Source organism: Eisenbergiella tayi (genome assembly GCF_001881565.1).
GTDB classification, from domain to species: domain Bacteria; phylum Bacillota; class Clostridia; order Lachnospirales; family Lachnospiraceae; genus Eisenbergiella; species Eisenbergiella tayi.
In genome coordinates this window covers 26,100-44,833 of sequence record NZ_MPDJ01000007.1, presented here as the reverse complement: position 1 = coordinate 44,833, position 18,734 = coordinate 26,100, and the positions used below count along the sequence as shown (strand labels likewise).

At 46.7% G+C, this 18,734-nt stretch carries 17 protein-coding genes; 15 read left to right on the top strand and 2 right to left on the bottom strand.

The genetic code is table 11. The annotated features are described in order from the left end of the window. Positions 1-55 precede the first annotated feature (55 nt). From BLA28_RS24025 to BLA28_RS23980, 10 genes are all read left to right on the top strand, one after another. Positions 56-1,648: a glycoside hydrolase family 43 protein gene (locus BLA28_RS24025; RefSeq protein WP_069158428.1), complete on the top strand. Its 1,593-nt coding sequence runs from the start codon at positions 56-58 to the stop codon at positions 1,646-1,648. 473 nt (positions 1,649-2,121) lie between these two features. Further along, a complete protein-coding gene (locus tag BLA28_RS24015) occupies positions 2,122-3,486 on the top strand; it encodes an MATE family efflux transporter (RefSeq protein ID WP_069158664.1) in 1,365 nt (454 codons plus the stop codon). Positions 3,487-3,600: 114 nt separating this feature from the next. Beyond that, on the top strand, positions 3,601-3,957 hold the full coding sequence (locus BLA28_RS24010) for a winged helix-turn-helix transcriptional regulator (protein ID WP_044971955.1): 357 nt from the start codon (positions 3,601-3,603) through the stop codon (positions 3,955-3,957). 80 nt (positions 3,958-4,037) lie between these two features. Next, positions 4,038-4,454 (top strand): pyridoxamine 5'-phosphate oxidase family protein, encoded by a 417-nt coding sequence (locus tag BLA28_RS24005; RefSeq protein ID WP_069158663.1) that lies wholly within the window; start codon positions 4,038-4,040, stop codon positions 4,452-4,454. Between the two features lie 84 nt (positions 4,455-4,538). Next, positions 4,539-5,294: a hypothetical protein gene (locus BLA28_RS34285; protein ID WP_242880627.1), complete on the top strand. Its 756-nt coding sequence runs from the start codon at positions 4,539-4,541 to the stop codon at positions 5,292-5,294. Between the two features lie 74 nt (positions 5,295-5,368). After that, on the top strand, positions 5,369-5,962 hold the full coding sequence (locus BLA28_RS34280) for an FtsX-like permease family protein (RefSeq protein ID WP_242880626.1): 594 nt from the start codon (positions 5,369-5,371) through the stop codon (positions 5,960-5,962). Between the two features lie 18 nt (positions 5,963-5,980). After that, a complete protein-coding gene (locus tag BLA28_RS23995) occupies positions 5,981-6,655 on the top strand; it encodes an ATP-binding cassette domain-containing protein (RefSeq protein WP_069158426.1) in 675 nt (224 codons plus the stop codon). Continuing rightward, on the top strand, positions 6,652-7,317 hold the full coding sequence (locus BLA28_RS23990; RefSeq protein ID WP_069158662.1) for a response regulator transcription factor: 666 nt from the start codon (positions 6,652-6,654) through the stop codon (positions 7,315-7,317). The genes BLA28_RS23995 and BLA28_RS23990 overlap by 4 nt, the downstream gene beginning before the upstream one ends. Continuing rightward, on the top strand, positions 7,314-8,444 hold the full coding sequence (locus tag BLA28_RS23985) for a sensor histidine kinase (protein WP_069158425.1): 1,131 nt from the start codon (positions 7,314-7,316) through the stop codon (positions 8,442-8,444). Before BLA28_RS23990 ends, BLA28_RS23985 begins: the two co-directional genes overlap by 4 nt. Positions 8,445-8,575: 131 nt before the next feature. Next, complete coding sequence (locus tag BLA28_RS23980) at positions 8,576-9,214, top strand: corrinoid protein (RefSeq protein ID WP_044971951.1); 639 nt, start codon at positions 8,576-8,578, stop codon at positions 9,212-9,214. 40 nt (positions 9,215-9,254) lie between these two features. Here BLA28_RS23980 and BLA28_RS23975 read toward each other — a convergent pair whose 3' ends face one another. Next, positions 9,255-10,502 (bottom strand): PocR ligand-binding domain-containing protein, encoded by a 1,248-nt coding sequence (locus tag BLA28_RS23975; RefSeq protein WP_069158424.1) that lies wholly within the window; start codon positions 10,500-10,502, stop codon positions 9,255-9,257. A gap of 173 nt (positions 10,503-10,675) precedes the next feature. Between BLA28_RS23975 and BLA28_RS23970 the strand changes: the two genes are divergently transcribed. After that, positions 10,676-12,913 (top strand): ASKHA domain-containing protein, encoded by a 2,238-nt coding sequence (locus BLA28_RS23970; RefSeq protein ID WP_169897295.1) that lies wholly within the window; start codon positions 10,676-10,678, stop codon positions 12,911-12,913. 54 nt (positions 12,914-12,967) lie between these two features. Here BLA28_RS23970 and BLA28_RS23965 read toward each other — a convergent pair whose 3' ends face one another. Further along, positions 12,968-14,236, bottom strand: coding sequence for a uroporphyrinogen decarboxylase/cobalamine-independent methonine synthase family protein (locus tag BLA28_RS23965; protein ID WP_069158423.1), 1,269 nt, complete (start codon positions 14,234-14,236; stop codon positions 12,968-12,970). Positions 14,237-14,472: 236 nt separating this feature from the next. On the opposite strand from BLA28_RS23965, the gene BLA28_RS23960 reads away from it, so the two are divergent. The 4 genes from BLA28_RS23960 (at position 14,473) to BLA28_RS23945 (ending at position 18,563) form a co-directional block, all read left to right on the top strand. Then, the gene (locus tag BLA28_RS23960) at positions 14,473-15,369 is read left to right on the top strand and encodes an AraC family transcriptional regulator (RefSeq protein ID WP_069158660.1); all 897 of its coding nucleotides are present in this window, start codon (positions 14,473-14,475) and stop codon (positions 15,367-15,369) included. Positions 15,370-15,631: 262 nt separating this feature from the next. Next, positions 15,632-16,462: an Rpn family recombination-promoting nuclease/putative transposase gene (locus tag BLA28_RS23955; RefSeq protein WP_044971948.1), complete on the top strand. Its 831-nt coding sequence runs from the start codon at positions 15,632-15,634 to the stop codon at positions 16,460-16,462. A gap of 175 nt (positions 16,463-16,637) precedes the next feature. Next, positions 16,638-17,048 carry a PH domain-containing protein gene (locus BLA28_RS23950; protein WP_069158422.1) on the top strand — a complete coding sequence of 137 codons (411 nt, stop codon included), beginning with the start codon at positions 16,638-16,640 and terminating at the stop codon, positions 17,046-17,048. A gap of 141 nt (positions 17,049-17,189) precedes the next feature. Further along, on the top strand, positions 17,190-18,563 hold the full coding sequence (locus BLA28_RS23945) for an MATE family efflux transporter (protein ID WP_044971946.1): 1,374 nt from the start codon (positions 17,190-17,192) through the stop codon (positions 18,561-18,563). Positions 18,564-18,734 lie beyond the last annotated feature (171 nt).

The window sequence follows — 18,734 nt, the reverse complement described above, 5'->3', positions numbered from 1 at the left end:
CGGGATGGGGAATCAGCAGTAAAAAGTCCATGAAAAGCAGAGAGGGGAACAGACAATGAAAAATACAAAGACATTCAAGAATCCGATTCTATCCGGCTTTTATCCGGATCCGTCCATTTGCCGCGTTGGAGAAGATTACTATATGGTGACCTCCTCCTTTGTATATTTCCCGGGGCTGCCGGTATTTCACAGCAGAGATCTGGTACATTGGGAACAGATAGGGCATGCGATTCACCGTCCGGAGCAGCTGGATTACAAAAACTGTGAAACATCTTTGGGACTCTGGGCTCCTGCGATACGATATCATGAAGGGACATTTTATGTTATCAATACCTTTGTTTCCGAGGGCCGTGAGGCGCGCAGAGATAATTATATCGTAACTGCGAAGGATCCGGCAGGGCCATGGAGCGATCCGATATTTATACAAGGTGCGGACGGGATTGATTCCAGCCTGTTTTTTGATGATGACGGGAGGATATGGTACACAGGGAATTTCATTTGTGAGGAGCCTCTTTACGAAGGCCATCACGGAATCTACTTAAATGAACTGGAACCGGAAACCTTTCAGTTTAAAGGTAATCGAAGTATTATCTGGGATGGCAGCAAGACAAGAAGCATGTGGATTGAAGCGCCCCATATTTATAAGAAAGACGGCTGGTATTATCTGCTGGTTGCGGAAGGAGGTACTTTTACCAATCACAGTGTAATGATGGCAAGATGCAGGAATATTGACGGCGATTATGAGATCTGTCCCCGCAATCCCATTGTTTCCCATCGTCATGTATCCTTAATGAGTGAAATCGCTGTGGTAGGCCATGCGGATATCGTGCAGACACAAAAGGGAGAGTGGTGGATGGTACTGTTAGGAATCCGCCCCTATGAAGGCTTTCATTTTAATCTGGGGAGAGAGACCTTCCTCGTTCCTTTCCACTGGGAGGAAGACGGCTGGCCACTTTTGGATACAGAGAATGGACTGGTAAACAGTACGGAAAGAGTGCCTGATCTGGAAGAAGTAATCTACCCGTTGCCGATCCCCTGTGATAATTTTGAGTCTTCCGCTTTAGGCCTTATGTGGAATACCATCCATCCCTGTAAGGAGCCCTTCTTTTCTTTAGATGCCAGAAAAGGATTTCTAAGGCTGTTCCTGAAAAAAGAGGTACTTCACAGTATCTGTACGCCCGCATTTATAGGCAGAAGACAGCAGCATAAAGTGTTCCAGGCACTGGCAGCAATGGAATTTGAGCCTTGTGATACCCTTCAGGGGGAAGGTGAAGAGGCGGGAATTGCGGCGGTGCAGGATGACAGATTCCATTATGCTCTTGTAAAAACCCGTATAAACAATTCCAATTTACTGCGGTTATACCAGACAGAATCCGGAATCCGTACACTGCTTGATGAAAAAGAGCTTGAAGAGGACGGAAGAATATACCTGTCCATCCAGGGCAGTGAAACAGACTACCGCTTTTACTATGGTTTTCAGGAAACAGAGCGGCGTCCCATAGGAAAGCCGGTAAAAGGAAGTCTTCTTTCCTCCAATACAAACGAAGGATTTACCGGTACATATATTGGAATGTATGCCAGCTCCAACGGAAAAGAAACTACTAATTATGCAGATTACGACTGGTTTTTATATCACGGAGAGGACTGAATTCCATACCTGAAAGGAAAGCACTCATGTGTCCCATTTCTGCCGGACAGGCGGCGGCAGGCATGCAGAGACAGGACAGGCATGCGGCAGCCCTATTGACAGCGGTAAACGAAATGCCTATAATGTAGACATCAAACAGGAGAGGGTGAACACAATGTTATTCGGAAGGTTTTGTATTGATCTCGGCTCTGCACAAGCATGTAAGACAGAACATTGTGTGGAGCCCAATCAGATAAACAGGATTATTTGAGAGGCAGGGCTATTCAGATCAGAAGTTTCTGATTTAAGAGCCTTTGTTGTATTGCCCTTCGAATGAATTCAAAGATTGGATATGCGGCCATAGACAATGTTTTGTCTATGGCCTTTTGCTGTCTATTCATCACAAATATTATCAGAATTGTGTGTGGAAAAGCAGAGGCCTCCCCTGTGGGTGTGTGGGCCTCTGCTTTCTTATTTTGAAAGGAAAAATAAAAATGGAAAATAAAGAACAGAATTTAACGGTGGGAAGTGTTCCCAAAAAGCTGATACGTTTTGCGTTTCCCTTATTTGGAGCAAACCTGCTTCAGTCATTATATAGCATTATCGATATGCTGGTAGTGGGACGTATTGTAGGAAAAAACGGTCTTGCCGCTATCAGCAATGCCTCCATGATCGGCTTTATCATCAATTCGATTTGTATAGGCGTGACAATGGGCGGAACGGTTCTGGCAGCTCAATATAAGGGAGCGGAGGATGAACAGGGGCAGAAAGAGACGATAGGTACTTTATTCAGCCTGTCCTTTCTTGCAGCAATCCTTGTTACGGCTGCCGGACTGTTTCTGTACGCCCCTCTTTTTTCCCTTCTTCATGTGCCTGCGGAGGCGATGAAAGATGCCTGCAGCTATATGGAAATCATCTGTATGGGAACCATATTTGTTTTTGGCTATAACGCCGTTTGTTCACTGATGAAAGGACTCGGGGATTCCAAAAGCCCGCTCTTTTTTGTGGCGGCAGCAGCGCTTGTCAATATTATTTTGGATTTGCTTTTGGTCGGGCCTCTGGGTATGGGAACAAAGGGGGCGGCTTACGCAACTATTTTTTCGCAGGGTGTCTCTCTCATTATTTCTGTGGTGCATTTAAAGCGGAAGAGGTTTCTATTTGATTTTAAGCTGAAAAGCTTTGTCATACGTAAAGATAAGCTGCTCATCATTTTAAAAGTTGGTTTGCCGACCGCTGTTCAAATGGCAGTTGTGAACATTTCTTATCTGATTATCACCGGTATGCTGAATACCTTTGGCGTTTCGGTGGCGGCGGCCTCCGGTATTGGGCTGAAAATAAATACCTTTGCGGGGATGCCGTGCTGGGCTGTCGGGCAGGCCGTAACCACTATGGTGGGGCAGAATATGGGCGCACAAAATATAGAAAGAGTGAAAAAGACAACACAGATCGGCCTGCTGATTAATGTTTGTGTTACCGTTATCGCAGTTGTATTGGTACAGATTTTTTCGGAAAACCTTATCCTGCTTTTTGATCCGGCCGGGACAGAGGTTATCAGGGAAGGGGTCATGTATCTCCGTATCTGCTGCAGCGTTAACAGCCTGGTATATGCGGTCATGTACACGTTCGATTCCTTTGCGATTGGGGCAGGAGCTGCGAATATCGCCATGTGCAATGCTCTTTTGGATGCGGTGGTGGTGCGGCTGCCTGTCTGCTGGCTTCTGGCATTCCCCCTTCAAATAGGATTCACAGGAATTTACATAGGCCAGGCAATTTCTCCGGTTTTGCCTGCGATTGCAGGGCTCGTCTATTTTGCAGGTAAAAAATGGTATTCAAATAAATTAATCAGTAATGATATATGAATGTAACTGGTATAGAAAGGAATGCTTTGGAGCAATGTTAAAGGAAAGATCTTGACGCGCTATTGTCAAATTTAAAAGGCTGGGATATTATTTTATTAAATGGAGGCAGTTAACATGAAAATGCGGAATAGTTATACCTGTCCGTTGGAATTGACGCATGATATCATTCGCGGGAAATGGAAGCCCATTATTCTGTGGCAGTTGGGAAAAGGGGCGGCGTCCCCGTCGGCCCTTCAGAATGATATCGTCGGAATCGGACAGAAAATGCTGCTGCAGCAGCTTGGAGAGCTGCAGAATTTCGGAATGGTGCAGAAAGAACAGTATGAGGGCTATCCCCTTAAAGTGAAATATTCACTCACAGAGAAAGGGGAACGAATGTTAAACATCATTGCTGCCATGCAGGAAATTGGAATTGAACTGATGAAGGAGGATGGCAGGGAGGAATTCCTGAAAAACAAGGGATTGATATAGGTGCACACAAAAAAGTGTGTAATGTACAAACAAATCCCCTCCTGTTAGAATAAAAACAAAAACAGGAGGTTTTTATCATGATGAAAAATCCGGAGCAGACAATAGGAAATATGGCGGATAAATGCGGCACGGTTTTTATGAGTTATATTGACGATGAAGGGTTCCCGGTCACAAAGGCAATGCTGAAGCCGAGAGTACGGGAAGGGATCCAGATGTTTTGGTTTCATACAAATACCTCGTCAAACAAAGTGAAATTTTACAGGGAAAATCCAAAAGCCAGCATTTATTTTGTAGATACCCGTTTCTTCCGCGGGGTATGTCTGGCGGGAAATGTAGAAGTGCTGCAAACAAGAGAAGCTAAGGAAATGCTGTGGCAGGAAGGCGACACCATGTATTACAAGGAAGGCGTAACAGATCCCGATTATTGTGTCTTGAAATTCACGGCTGTCAAAGGAAGATATTACAGTAATTTTCATTCGGAGGATTTTGTAATTTAAATCTTTGTTATTCCATATCCATTTCATATAGCCTCCATATTGGTATGGTATCCTGTCCGTACAATAAATATGGAGGTGTTCTTTATGGGTTTTCTTAAACGGGCGTTTTTATACGTCACCAAAAAAAGAGGGAAAAGTATCCTGCTGTTCATTATTCTCCTGGTAATGGCAACATTTGTGCTGACGGGGCTTTCCATTGAGAAGGCGGCTCAGATTGCGCAGGACAATTTGCGTTACGCATTGGGCGGTGAATTCGAAATAGTACCCGACTACTCGGAAAGCAATCCGTATTATAAACGATTGACAGATGATGAGGGCAATTTTTCAATTTATACGGAACGTCCCGTAACGCAGGAAATAATAGATAAGGTGATGGAAACGGATGGGATTAAGAGCTATGACGGTATGTCGCAAAGCCTTGTTTCCACGAATCTGGAAGTGATTCCCGGCACCGTTCCCGTCAAGGATAAATACAGGGATATGGTGTACAGCCGGTTTGTGACTGGCACCGAAAACAACAGCTTCTTCCGCAGCGGGACGCTGAAGCTCATTGAGGGCAGCCATGTGCCTGAAGGAGGCGGACAGGTGGCAGTCATCAGCAGTGATTTGGCTGAAAAAAACGGCCTGGGTATCGGAGACAGCTTATCTTTGACCAGGGAGGACGGCGGAAAAACAGAACTTAAAATTATTGGATTATTTGAAGTGGTGAAGCAGGTACAGGCGTATGTTAACGTAAATTCCTTTGATAAACTGGAAAATCAAATTTTACAGGCATTCAGGCCTGTCAGGATGGGCTGCCGCATTCCCTGCCAGGCTTTCAAAGTGTCATATTTGAGGTAAATGATCCGGCGCAGCTTGACGATATCGTATCACAGCTAAAAGAGAACGACGCCATTGACTGGCGGGCCTACAAGGTGGAGGCTGATAATAAAACCTACCTGGCAGCGGCAGCCCCGCTTGAAAAATCCCAAACACTGATCACCTCCTTCCTTCTCCTGATCGTGCTGGTCAGCGCCGTCGTACTGTCCCTTATCCTGACCATGTGGGCGAAAAGCAGGATTCACGAAACAGGTGTATTGCTTTCCATAGGCTTCGGGAAAGCTTCCATCATCGGCCAATATCTGACGGAGGTGCTCTTAATTGCAGCAATTGCATTTGGATTGTCTTTTTTCTCCGGCAGCCTCATTGCAGGCAGGATCGGAAACAGCCTGCTGCAGCTGCAGTATACCCGGGAACAGTCCATACAGGAGCCGGATGAAGGCGAAAATGGGGTACAGGTTTCCAGGAAGAGTGACATGGATCCGGATGTTGTGATTAGCGACAACGGAAACGGTGGGGAACCGATACCTAATAAGGATTTCCCGGAACCGCTCAGCGTGTCTGTTGGCCTTGACAGCATGGTGAAGCTATATCTCATAGGTTTCGCCATCATCACTTTTTCCGTGGGGGTATCCTCGGCGGCGGTCATGCGGCTGAAGCCGGGGGAAATCCTGGCGAAAATGAGCTGAAGAAAGGAGAAACATCAAATGTCTGTTTTAGAAACCAGGAATGTTTTTTATTCCTATACAAAGGGAAACATCATTTTATCAGGCATAAACGCTGTCTTTGAAACGGGAAAGCTGCACGTGATCATCGGGCCGTCCGGTTCAGGCAAAACAACGCTTCTGTCCCTGCTGGGCGGGCTGGATTCCCCGGCAAAAGGGAAAATCCTGTTCGATGGAGAAGATATCGCGGAGCGTGGACTGGAATATCACCGGCGGCAGCATGTTTCTCTGATTTTTCAGAGCTATAACCTGATCGATTACCTGACTCCTGTGGAAAATGTGAAATTGACCGCCAGACAGGATGCCCTGCCGGTTCTGAAGAGACTGGGGCTGTCCGCTGAGGAAGCAGGGCGCAGCGTGCTGAAGCTCTCCGGCGGGCAGCAGCAGCGGGTGGCTATTGCCCGTACACTGGCTTCCGGTGCTCCTTTTATCCTGGCTGATGAACCCACAGGCAATCTGGATGAGGATACGGCGGCCGAAATAACAGATATTTTAATGGAAAGCGCCCATAAACTTGACAGATGTGTGATTGTAGTGACTCATTCCAGAGAACTGGCAAAGCGGGCGGATATCGTATGGAAGCTGAAGGGCGGCAGCCTGCAGAGAGTAAGCCCTTGCCTGAGAGCGGATGTTCCGGGACAGGAGGTGTTCCTATAGCGGCACTATTGATCGTCGAAGACGATAAAAAAACAAACGAGGCCATCTGCGAGTATCTGAAATCCGCAGGTCATGAGACGATTCCGGCTTACGATGGAGCAGAGGCGATACAAATTTTCAGGGAAAAAAAGATAGACCTTGCTGTTTTAGATATCATGCTTCCCAAAATAACGGGGCTTGCCGTATTACATGAAATCCGGCGGACAAGCCTTCTCCCAGTCCTCATGCTTACCGCGATTGAAGAGGAAGACACCCAGGTGCAAAGCTTTGATGAGCAGGCGGACGATTACATTACCAAACCCTTTTCCATGGTGCTGCTGGGAAAAAGGATCACGGCGCTGCTCAGACGAAGCGGGCAAGGTGTGATTCCGGATACGATGACGTTTGGGGAGGTCACAGTGGATTTTTCCGGATATTCGGCCTGGGACAGGGATGGGAAAATTGAATTGACACCAAGGGAGATCGATTTGCTGCGGCTGTTTGTGGAGCATAAAGGCCTGGTTCTTTCCAGAAATCAAATTCTCGATGAGCTGTGGGGCGATGATAACCCGATTATTGACCGGACGATTGACACCTATGTTAAAAATCTGCGCAAAAAATGCAGGTTCGACCGCATCATTACGGTAAAAGGAATCGGCTATAAATATGAGGAGAGGAAATGAAAAAGCTAAAGCTTTATCCAAAAACATTTTTTTATACTCTGGGGCTTCTGCTGTTTATTGTATTCATGGCCCATGCGCTGCTGTATTTTCTTACCCCGCAGGTACCGCTGGAGCTGTCGGCGGATACAAGCCATGTAGAAACAATGCTCACCGGTTCCATTAACCTGACGCCGTATATAAAGCAGATGATTTTTAAGGTTCTGCCGATCTCACTCGGCTGCTGTATCCTGGTTTCCATTCTGTGTTCCCTTCTGTTTTCGAAACAGATCACGGTTCCTGTCAAACATATTTCGACAGTCACCGAACGGATGGCGAGGATGGACAAAACTGCGGTCTGCGAAATCCATGCGCAGGATGAAATCGGCGTGCTGGCAGATAATATCAACGATTTATATCAAAATCTGCTGACAGCCATCGAAAGTCTTGAAATGGAAAAACAACGGGTTCAGGAGGCGGAACGCTCCAGGGTTGAATTCCTGCGGGCGGCTTCACATGAGCTCAAAACCCCATTGACAGCCCTGAATGCCGTGCTGGAAAATATGATTCTGGGCATAGGAAAATACAGAGATTATGAGACGTATCTGCCGGAATGCAAGGAAATGACGGAGCAGCTGTCGGATATGGTACGGGAGATCCTGGAAACCTCAAAGCTGGGAAGCCCGATGAAAAGCGAAGCTTTGGTAGAAACCGATTTATCCTTATTCCTGCTCCCGTTTTGCGAGCCATACGAACAGATTGCAAAGGCCCGCGGACTTATTTTCAGGCTGGATTTATCGGCTGGCTTTTGCGCCGTTCTGCCGCAGCGGATGTTCGGCAAAGCGGTATCCAATATTCTCGCCAATGCCGTCGCTTATACGAAAGAGGGCGGCACAATTTCGCTCTGCTTCAGAAAATCGGATCTGATTATAGAAAATGAATGCACGCCGATTCCGGCTGAGGCCTTACCGCATGTCTTTGAACCTTTTTACCGGCCTGATTATGCCCGTAACCGGGAAGACGGCGGAAATGGGCTGGGGTTATATATTGTTGACACACTGTTAAAGGAGATGGAGCTTCCCTATTCGTTTCAGCCAATGGAGCAGCCGACGGGGATGAGGTTTGTGATTTCACTGAAGGATAAAATATGAGACAGTTACCTTAAAAAAATACATACTATCCATAATTTTTCCTAATTGATGGACTCAAAAAAGTATAGTATGAGATCAACCGTAAAAAACCAAAAGGGACGGAACAATTAGTTTTGGAGGAGGATAAAAAAATGGTGGAAATCACAGAAATCTCTGCAATGCTGCAAAAAGGAAAGGCTAAAATTGTAAAGGAGCTGGTGCAGCAGGCATTGGATGAAGGACAGGATCCCAAAGAGATTCTCAATGAAGGACTGCTGTCAGGCATGATGATTGTCGGAACAAAATTTAAGAACAACGAAGTATTCGTACCTGAGGTTCTTGTAGCTGCGAGAGCCATGAATGCAGGGCTGGGAATTCTGGAGCCCAAGCTGGTGGAAGTGGGAAATGAGCCGGTAGGAAAGGCTGTTATCGGTACCGTAAAAGGTGATCTTCATGATATCGGCAAGAACCTGGTGGCTATGATGCTGAAGGGTGCGGGATTTGAGGTGATTGACGCAGGTGTTGACGTGGATGCGGAAACCTTTATCAGCAAAGCGGAAGAGGCACATGCGGATGTCATCTGTATGTCGGCGCTTCTGACAACCACAATGCCCAATATGCAGGAATGTATTGATAAATTAACTGAAAGAGGCCTCCGGGACAAGTACATTGTTATGGTAGGCGGCGCTCCGGTAAACGACAGCTTTGCCAAGAAGATAGGAGCCGATTACTATACGCCGGATGCAGCTACGGCGGCTGAGGTTGCCAGAAATGCGGTGCTGACCCATTAAGCAGCGGCTTGAAGGAGACGGGAAGTCCCCCGGGATACAGTCAGCGGTACTGTTTGGGGGACATTCCCGTATATTTTTTAAATACCTTTGAAAAATAGCTCTGGTCATCAAAACCACAGGCGACTGCAATGTCAATAATGCTGTATTCCGTGTTGCTGAGCAATCTTTTGCTTTCCTCAACCCGGACCATGTTCAGGTATTCCTTGAAGGAGGAACCGCTGCATTGTTTAAAGATGGAAGAGAAATAAGCCGGATGCAGATGAACGGCATCTGCCACTTCTTCCAGGGTGATGGAATGATTGAAGTTCGTGGAAATATAGTTCATGGCTTTTTTGATAGTCTCCCGGTTTTTGTTCAGGGAATAATCAAACAGACTGTCCGTGAAGGCTTCCACGATTTCCTGAAGCTTTGCGCACAGCAGGTCCAGGGTGTCTATCTGCTGAAGGCTTTTCAGAAAAGAGTTGTTCAGCTTCAGAATATTATCTGTGGGCGCCCCGCCTTCTATTGCCACACGGGAGAGCAGGGAGCATAATTCAATGGCCCGTGCCTTGATATAATCCAGGCTGTTCCCTTCGGAAAATAATACATAGCCCAGGAGATCGTTCAGGATAGCCCTTGCCTGGGGAAGGTTGCCGGTTTTAACCTTGGTGATCAGTTCCCGTTCTTTTTCATAAGGATAATCCAGGACTGTCGTGTCCATATTTTTATACCGCTGGATTGCTTCACTTATTTTGGACTGCTGGGAAAGTATCCGGTTATTCAGCTTGAGCTGTTCCTTGCTTTCGTCAATCAGGTTGCAGAAGAGAAAAAACAGCAGTTTATTGATGTGGTTGACCATTTCCGGAGAGACAAGCGCAATGGATCCGGATTCTTCAAAAAGCCGGAGTGTGTCGTCAATATTGAGATGATATTTCTTGGAAATATCGGAAATGAGCGTGGAGTCAGGCTCGTCCATAAGGAAAGGGCCGAGCAGGATGGAACCCAGGAATTTATCCTTACAGATCAGGGGATATACGATGTGGTTTAAATGGGCATGGCAGGAAAAAATATAGGGTTCTCCCAGGGAAATCGCCCTTTTGCTCGCGCCCACATGCATTTTCTGGCAGGTGTCTTCCGGAGGAAGATGTTTTTGGAAAAAGGAGCAGAACTTGCCCGTGTCTCCAAAGCTTTCCAGAAAATTGCCGTCTTCATCAATGACCTGAATGGGGAGCTTGATGCAGCCGTAAAAGGCTTCTACTATATTATGAAGGGTATCTTTATCAACTACGGAATATAAGGACTGAGACATATTGCTATCTCCTTTGTAACGGATTATTTTGCTGCTGGTTTGAGTATACCACGTGATACAAAGAAATTCCATAAACCTAAAATAAATACCTACATTCTTAAGTTTTTCCCAATTGACATAAGGTTAAGGAGAAAGAAAGAGCGGCCTGTTCAAGCGGGCGGATGGGAAGAGATATGAAAGTTACAGATTTTGCGGTACAGTTCAGCAGGGAGAATATCCTTCACCTGATTGATTGCTATGAGGATTCTCCCATATATGAGGAAGTGCTTGAGGAATATGAAAGGATGACGCAGGAGGCTTATGAAAGAATGGAGCCTGCGGCAGTGCTGGAGTTCGGGAAAATACCGAAGGAAGCGGCAAGCCCTGCGGCACCGGAAGGTACCCGGGCGCTTTTTTTGATTGTAACAGTTGGAAAAAGAATAAGTGAATGGTCCACAGCACTTTTCGGAGAGGGCAGATACCTGGAGGGAATGCTGGCGGATGCTTTCGCAGATGATTATCTCATGCAGGCCTCAGAGAGCCTGCAGCCGCTTGTTAGAAGTATCTGCGAGGAGAAGCAGCTGGGAATATCCAGACGGCTGGAAGCGCCGACCGGTATAGGGATGGAAGCACAGAAGGCCGCCTATGAGGCGACGGATGCAGGGCCGATTCTGGGTATGGATATCACAGGCAGCTTTATGCTTTCTCCCGTAAAATCAACCTGCCAGATTTATCTGCTGAAGGAAAACAGCACGGAATACCATATGGATCATAACTGCAGGGAGTGCCCCAACAAAGACTGCAAAATGAGGCATGTGGCCCCGATCAGGCTGGAGGTAAGGACAAACGGGGAATCCCATATCCTAATAAGCAGAGACGAAAAGACCGTGCTGGAAATTCTCAGGGAGCAGGGGATTTATGTGCCCGCGGTCTGTGCCGGGAGAGGATCCTGTGGGAAATGCCGGATCAGGGTGGCGGAGGGAGAGGCAGCGGTTACCCCTTCGGATGAAAGAATCTTCACTCCGCAGCAGCTGAGTCAGGGATACCGTCTGGCCTGTACCTGTTATCCGATCGGAGATATGACGGTGGTAACAGAGGAAGAAGCCGAGAAGAAAATGGATATAATCGGCACCATATCCCACAGGAAAACGGATGGAACGGAAGCTGACGGTTCCGGCCCGGTCATGGTGGGAATAGATATCGGAACAACAACCATAGCCATGGAGCTCGTCGATATGGATTCCGGTGCGGAAATAGACAGTTACCTGTGCATTAACAGGCAGAGAAGATATGGAGCGGATGTGATCAGCAGAATCCAGGCCTCCGTGGAAGGCAAAAAGGAAGAACTGCAGGAAAGCATCCGGCAGGACCTTTTTACCGGCCTGGAAAAGCTTACCAGGGGAGGAGAAATTGTACCGGAAAAAGTGGTAATTGCAGGAAATACCACAATGATTCATCTGCTGATGGGATATCCCTGTGATACGTTAGGCGTTTACCCCTTTACTCCTCATCAGATTCAGAGGATTGAAAGCACGCTGGGAGAGATCCTGGGAGAGAATATGACGGAACCGTTTCGCACGGCACAGTTATGCATGGAACGGTTGTGCACGGTACAGATGTACCGGACAAAGGTTTGGATTCTTCCGGGTATTTCCACTTTTGTAGGGGCGGATATCGTTTCGGATATCCTTTCCTGCGGACTGGCGGAATCAGAAAAGGTAAGTATGCTGATTGATCTGGGAACCAACGGGGAAATGGGAATCGGAAACCGGGAGCGTATTCTTGTTACCTCCACGGCGGCAGGGCCGGCCTTTGAAGGAGGAAATATCGTACATGGCTCCGGCAGTATACCGGGAGCGATATGTAATGTGAAGCTGGAAGACGGCAGGACGCAGATAAGGACCATTCAGAATGAGCCGCCTTCCGGTATCTGCGGTACGGGAGCGATTGAGACTCTTTATGAACTGCTGCAGGCGGGCCTGGTGGATGAAACGGGTTTGCTGGAGGAGGATTATGAGGAGGACGGCTTTGAACTGGCAAAAGGCAGGGACGGAGAGCCGATTTGCTTTTACCAGAAGGATATCCGCGAGCTTCAGCTGGCCAAATCCGCAGTCCGGGCCGGGCTGGAAACGCTGCTTCTGCGTTATGAAATAAGCCCGGAGGATGTAGATAAGGTATATCTGGCAGGAGGCTTCGGCTATCGGATGGATGTTGAAAAGGCAGTGGGCATCGGCCTGATACCGGAAGTTTTCGCAGATAAGATCCGGGTGATTGGAAACGGAGCACTGGAGGGTGCCGTCCGCTATGGAAGGGAAGAGGGCGCTATGGATCTGGCCGGGGATATTGTGAAGATTTCTTCTGAGATAGGTCTTTCATCAGATAAAGCTTTTAATGATCTGTATATGCAGCATATGTATTTCGAATGCAGCTGAGTTACCCATAAAAAATGCCCCGCGGAGAAGTTGATTTTCCGCGGGGCATTTGACTCAGGCTTTCCAATTATTTTCAATTTCTTCCCGTATGAGCGAGACATAACGTCTGGCCTTAGGAATGTTGTTGTGAATGGTATACACATCCCTTTGAGTGATTTCCATTTTGCAGCCTCTTGCTGCCGTAAGGCTTTTCCGGATATGGGCACGGAAAGCGTCTTCATCCAAAACAGGATCTACCCCAAGGAAATTCGGGCTGGGTTTTCTGTGGTATATCACCTTGGAGCCCCGCAGCCTTTCTCCCATAAATTCTTCATTGCACCAGGGAGAAATGGACACCTTTCTCAGATTGGTAAGCCTGCTTAAGCATTTGTCCCATATGGGATCTACCGGTTCACAGCAGCCATAGGAAAGAAGGCCATAGGAAGAGGCAATTTTTTCATAGCAGGGGAAGATGAATTCCTCATACATATCAGGAGAAATCCCCACAGTTTCCTGGGAATCCATAAAACCCCAGACCTCCTTCGTTGTGAACGGGCGTCTTTCCCACTCATCCCAGCCGGGAAGCTCCGTGGTGAAGCTCCAGGTTCCCTGGCCCACGCCTTCGAAGGTGGTGGTGGGAAGGATCAGGCGTTTCTCTTCCAGCATTTTATAATAGGCAAGCGTATCGTCCGCAATGCGCCCCATCATTTCTTTAAATAAATCCGGATAATCATACATGGCAAACATCATGTTTTCCATACTCATAAAATGTACCAGCATTTGAGTGGGAACGCTGTAGAGACAGGACATCTGCATTTTTACAGGAAGAATATCACCAATTGCTTCTTCCACAGCCGCTTTTTTTTGTTCAGTCGTTTCCAGGTTCACTCCATAACGGCTGGGTTTCAACTTTTCATAATCCTCTTCCAGATCTTCAATAATGGATTCAAAATGATGCCCCAGGCTTTCCTTACCGCTGGCATCCTGCGTATGGTCAACATGAATCTGTATGCCGAACAGTTCAAAAAAAGTGTCATATTCTATCGGAAAATAATCCGGTGTCACTCTGTCATCATCAAATAATTCCTGATTCAGAAAGTTACTGTACAAAGCGGTTTCCACCTGCTGCGCAAAAGTTCCTTCACATTTCAGGAGAGGAGGAATGATTTCCTGGGAAAAGGTGCCCATTTCCAGGTGAATCATAGGCTTTTCTCCCTGCAGGGCATTGTGCCTGTACCATTCCTGTATTCTGGCTTTGTTGGAATCCATATTTGCCAGCTCCAGCTGCTTTTTTGCGGTTTCTCTCAGAATCTGTTTATCCTTATCCGATATCAGGTATTCCATGGCAATCCTCCTGTGATTACGTTCCGACTTACGTCTTCCTTGTGCAGGGGAGAAGAACGCACCCGCACAATAGAGACGGGAACCGGAGCATAATATATTTTATAATCCGATTTTACCATAGTTTCAGTTGACTTACATTTTAAATAATTGATATGATGTATATAAAAATTGCGCTGTGTCTGCGGGCTTATGTAGGAATACGAATACTGGCTGCAGCCAGCCGGGACGGAGGCTATATGAATCCAAACACCCAGGAACCCGGTCCTTTCTCAGAAACCTATTTCCATACACCCAGCCCTCTTGCCAAAAAAACATTCCTTTATCCGGTATGCCTCGGCCATTATTATTGCGATGAAGAATATTGTGTGGCGCGGAATAACTATGACAGCTTTCTGATGATGCTTGTGGTAAAAGGGCAGGGATATGCGGAATCTCTGGGAGAAAAAGCCTTCCGTAAGAAAATAGGGGAGAAACAGCTGGTTTTGATGGATTGCTATGCGCCGCATATGTATGGGGCCGACAGTGAAATGGAATTTTACTGGATTCATTTTGACGGAATCAATGCAGGAGCCTATTTCCGGTATCTTACGGAGGTGTACGGAACGGTGCTTACCTTAACGGACAGCCAGGCTAATGTATTCCTTCATAAATTCAGGATGCTGCTGGAAGCCCTTTCTTCCGAACAGGGGATTGCTGAGAATCTGCTGGGATATTTTGTGACGGATCTTCTTACCTTCCCGTCCGGACTGACAGGAGCCAGGACGGTATCCGGTTCCGAAGCCGCACAGGATGACAGGTTCACCAGGGAACTGGGCAAGGCTGTTTCTTATATGCGCCAGCATTTCATGGAGGAAATTACTATTGAGGATCTGGCAGGCTGCGTTTCTGTCAGCCCCTATCATTTTATCCGTCTTTTTAAAAAGCAGTATGGGATCACGCCCCACCAGTACCTTTTGTCCATGCGTCTGGACTGCGCCAGATTTTATCTGCGCTCCGGGGATAAAACGGTTAAGGAAATTGCGTTTTCCTGCGGTTTCCAAAGTGAAAATAATTTTTGCGTCGCCTTTAAAAAGCAGACGGGTATGACACCTACCAATTACCGGCATGGGATGGAAACAAGAGAATTATTCTGACAGGGTAAAAGCTATATGATATCAGTTCAGCCAATGGCCGGACTGATATATTTTATATAATGGGAAAGCGTTGTTGGTATTGGCAAAATTCCGTTCTTGTATTATAATTATTTTATCTTTTTATCGATAGATATCATGGCAGGTCTGCCTACAGATTCCGATTTGAAATAGTGAACAAAAGAGGAGGGATGCTTATGGATGATTTCTGGCTGTAATGGTTGAAGGAATTACCGGAAATATGATAAAATAAAGGAGAATAGGAATGACGGAGAGAAAAAGCAAAATGCTCCCCCTTAGCGAGTTGACCCTTTTGGATCGTTTTTTGTTTGATGCGGCTATGGAGGATAAGGATTTCCATAAGAGTGTCCTGCAGATTATTTTAGGAAAGGAAATCACTTTTCTGACTAAAAATGAAACGGAGAAAGAGCTGCGGGTCAGTCCTCTGTTGCGCTCCATCCGTATGGATGTGTATGCAATGGATGAGGATGGGATTATCTATAATTCGGAAATGCAGAAACAGTTGAAGTATGATTTGCCCAAGAGAAGCAGATATTATCAGGGAATGCTGGATTCTTCCCTGCTGGAGCCGGGCTCCATCCGGTTTAATTTGCTGAATGATTCTTATATTATAATTATAACGCCTTATGATGTTTTTGGCCTTGGGAAATACAGGTATACCTTCCGGGCCAGATGTGATGAGGAATTGTCATGTATTTTGCCGGATGGGGCAGTGCGTATTTTCCTGAATACAAGGGGAAAGAACCGGGAAGAAGTTGGCGATGAACTGGCATGGTTTCTGGAATATGCGGAGAAAACGGATGAGGAAACTGTCAGGAAGTCAGGAAGTGAGGTCCTCCGGAGAATCCATGAGCATATCTGTAAATTGAAAGCCAGTGAAGAGATGGGAGTGAGGTATATGCAGGCATGGGAAGAAAAAGTGAAAGAACGGGAAGAAGGCAGAGAAGAAGGCCTTAAAGTAGGTATAAGCAGAACAAAAAGGGTTCTGAAGCTTGCTGCCGAGGGAAAGAAAAAAGAGGAAATTGCGGAAATGTGCGGAATCACTGTAGAGGAAGTGGCTGAAATACTGGAGTAATGACTGTAATTCAGGTATCAGAGGAAAACTGCATGTTACTGGTCACGGAGTGAACAGTAACGACTGAATCGAAACGGTTATAAGGCGGCTTAAGAAAACCTTTGCAAATCTTTATATTTTCTATTATAATTTACGCGAAGGTGTTAAGCAGTCTGCAAAAGAAAAGAGGTAACCCATGGATAGTGATAATAAGAGCGGGGAAGTACAGTTTGCGGAGAGAAAAAGATGGCTGTTTTTCGGCCTGCCCTTTACCTTTACGGTATATACAATTAAAGATGATATGATAACAGTTTCGGAAGGCTTCTTCAACAAAAAGGAAAATGACTGTTATATGTATAAGGTTCAGGATGTGGAACTGATACAGTCCCTTATGGAACGTATTGCAGGCATAGGAACAGTGAAGTGCTATACCGGTGACACAACGGATCCGCAGCTGCACCTGACTCACATAAAAAATGCAAAAGCTATTAAAAATTACATATTGGAAGCTTCTGAAAAGGCGAGAATCCGCCGCCGCACAATGAATATGCTCAATATTGGGGCAGAGGGCGCGGATGACGGTGACTTTGACAATGACAGAGTATAAGAGGGCTTGAGATAAAATGGAGCGCCTTTCATAGAAATGGATTGGAAGATAAGATGCGGAAAAATTTTTTCTGCATCTTTTTCTGTGAAGATATAATTATTTTTTGAAAAATGCCGACTGGAATAAAAGGAGAGTGATGGAATGGAACTTGATATGACAAAGGGGAGCCCCCTTAAACTGATTACGAAATTTATAATTCCCATTATTATCGGAAATATATTCCAGCAGCTGTACAGCCTGGTGGATACTGTTATTGTGGGAAGGTATGTAGGAGTAAAGGCACTTGCCGCCGTTGGAGCGACAGGAACTATCATGTTTCTGATTCTTGGCTTCCTGCAGGGACTGACTACCGGGTTTACGATTCTGACGGCCCAGCGTTTCGGGGCCGGGGATATGGAAGGAATGAAGAAAAGTGTGGGCAACGCAGCAGTGCTTTCCCTGATAGTTACCGTGGTCATGACCCTGGGCAGTGTCCTGATCATGGACTGGCTGCTGCGGGTCATGAGAACGCCCGTGGATATCATGGCTATGTCCAAAACATATATTCTTATTATCTGCTGGGGTATGGGCTTTAATGTACTTTATAACCTCCTTTCCAGTATACTCCGGGCAGTGGGGAACAGTAAGGTCCCTCTGTACTTTCTTATACTATCCGCGGGGATCAATATTGCGGGAGACCTGATACTGATTATCTGCTTTAAGATGGGCGTGGCAGGCGCTGCGATAGCTACGATTGCCTCACAGGGTATATCGGGGCTTCTGTGTTTGGTCTATATGATAAAGAAGGTTCCCATGCTTTCTCTGAGCAGGGAGCATCTGCGTCTGGATCTCTGGTGTGTGCGCAACCAGATTTCCATAGGAATCCCCATGGCGCTGCAGTTCTCTATTACGGCGATCGGCACGATTATGGTACAGGTGGCGCTGAATATGCTGGGTTCCACCGTAGTGGCCGCATATACCGCCGCCTGCAAGGTAGAACAGCTGGTAACCCAGGTATTCGCCGCCATGGGTATGACAATGGCTACCTACTGCGGACAGAACAGAGGTATCAATGATCTGGATCGAATTCGCAAAGGAAGCCGCATTGCCTTTTGGATGTCCGCCATTTACGGCGTAATCATTTACGCAGTGGTAGTATTGGCGCTTCCGCTGATCATTCAGCTGTTTGTAACAGGGGACAGCTCGGAGGTACTTGGGTATGCCCGCACTTACATCATCATCTGCGGGGCATTCTTTATTCCTCTGGGAATGATTTTTATTTACAGGAATGTCATGCAGAGCTGCGGATTTGCCCTGATGCCGATGATGGGCGGAGTCGTGGAACTGGTGAGCCGTGCAGCCCTGGCAATTGTAGCGGCAGAGCTCCTCAGCTACGAGGGAGTCTGTGCAGCCAATGCCAGCGCATGGTGCCTGGGAGGCATATTCCTTTATATCGCTTACCGTTTTACCATGAAAAAAATGGAACGGGATAAGCTGCTTGCCGAAGAGGAAACGCAGCCCGTTTCTTCTATATAAAGAAGCTATGCACCGGCAGACAGACACAACAGTTCAGCATTTCTCCCACCGTCAGGCCCATGCTTCCTGCCCGATCAAAACTTTCTTTCTCTCCGCTGTTGGCTCCGGCCAGGCAGAGGTCCTTAAAGGGGACGCTTTCGCTCGGATAAACACGCAGCGGTACTAAGGTTG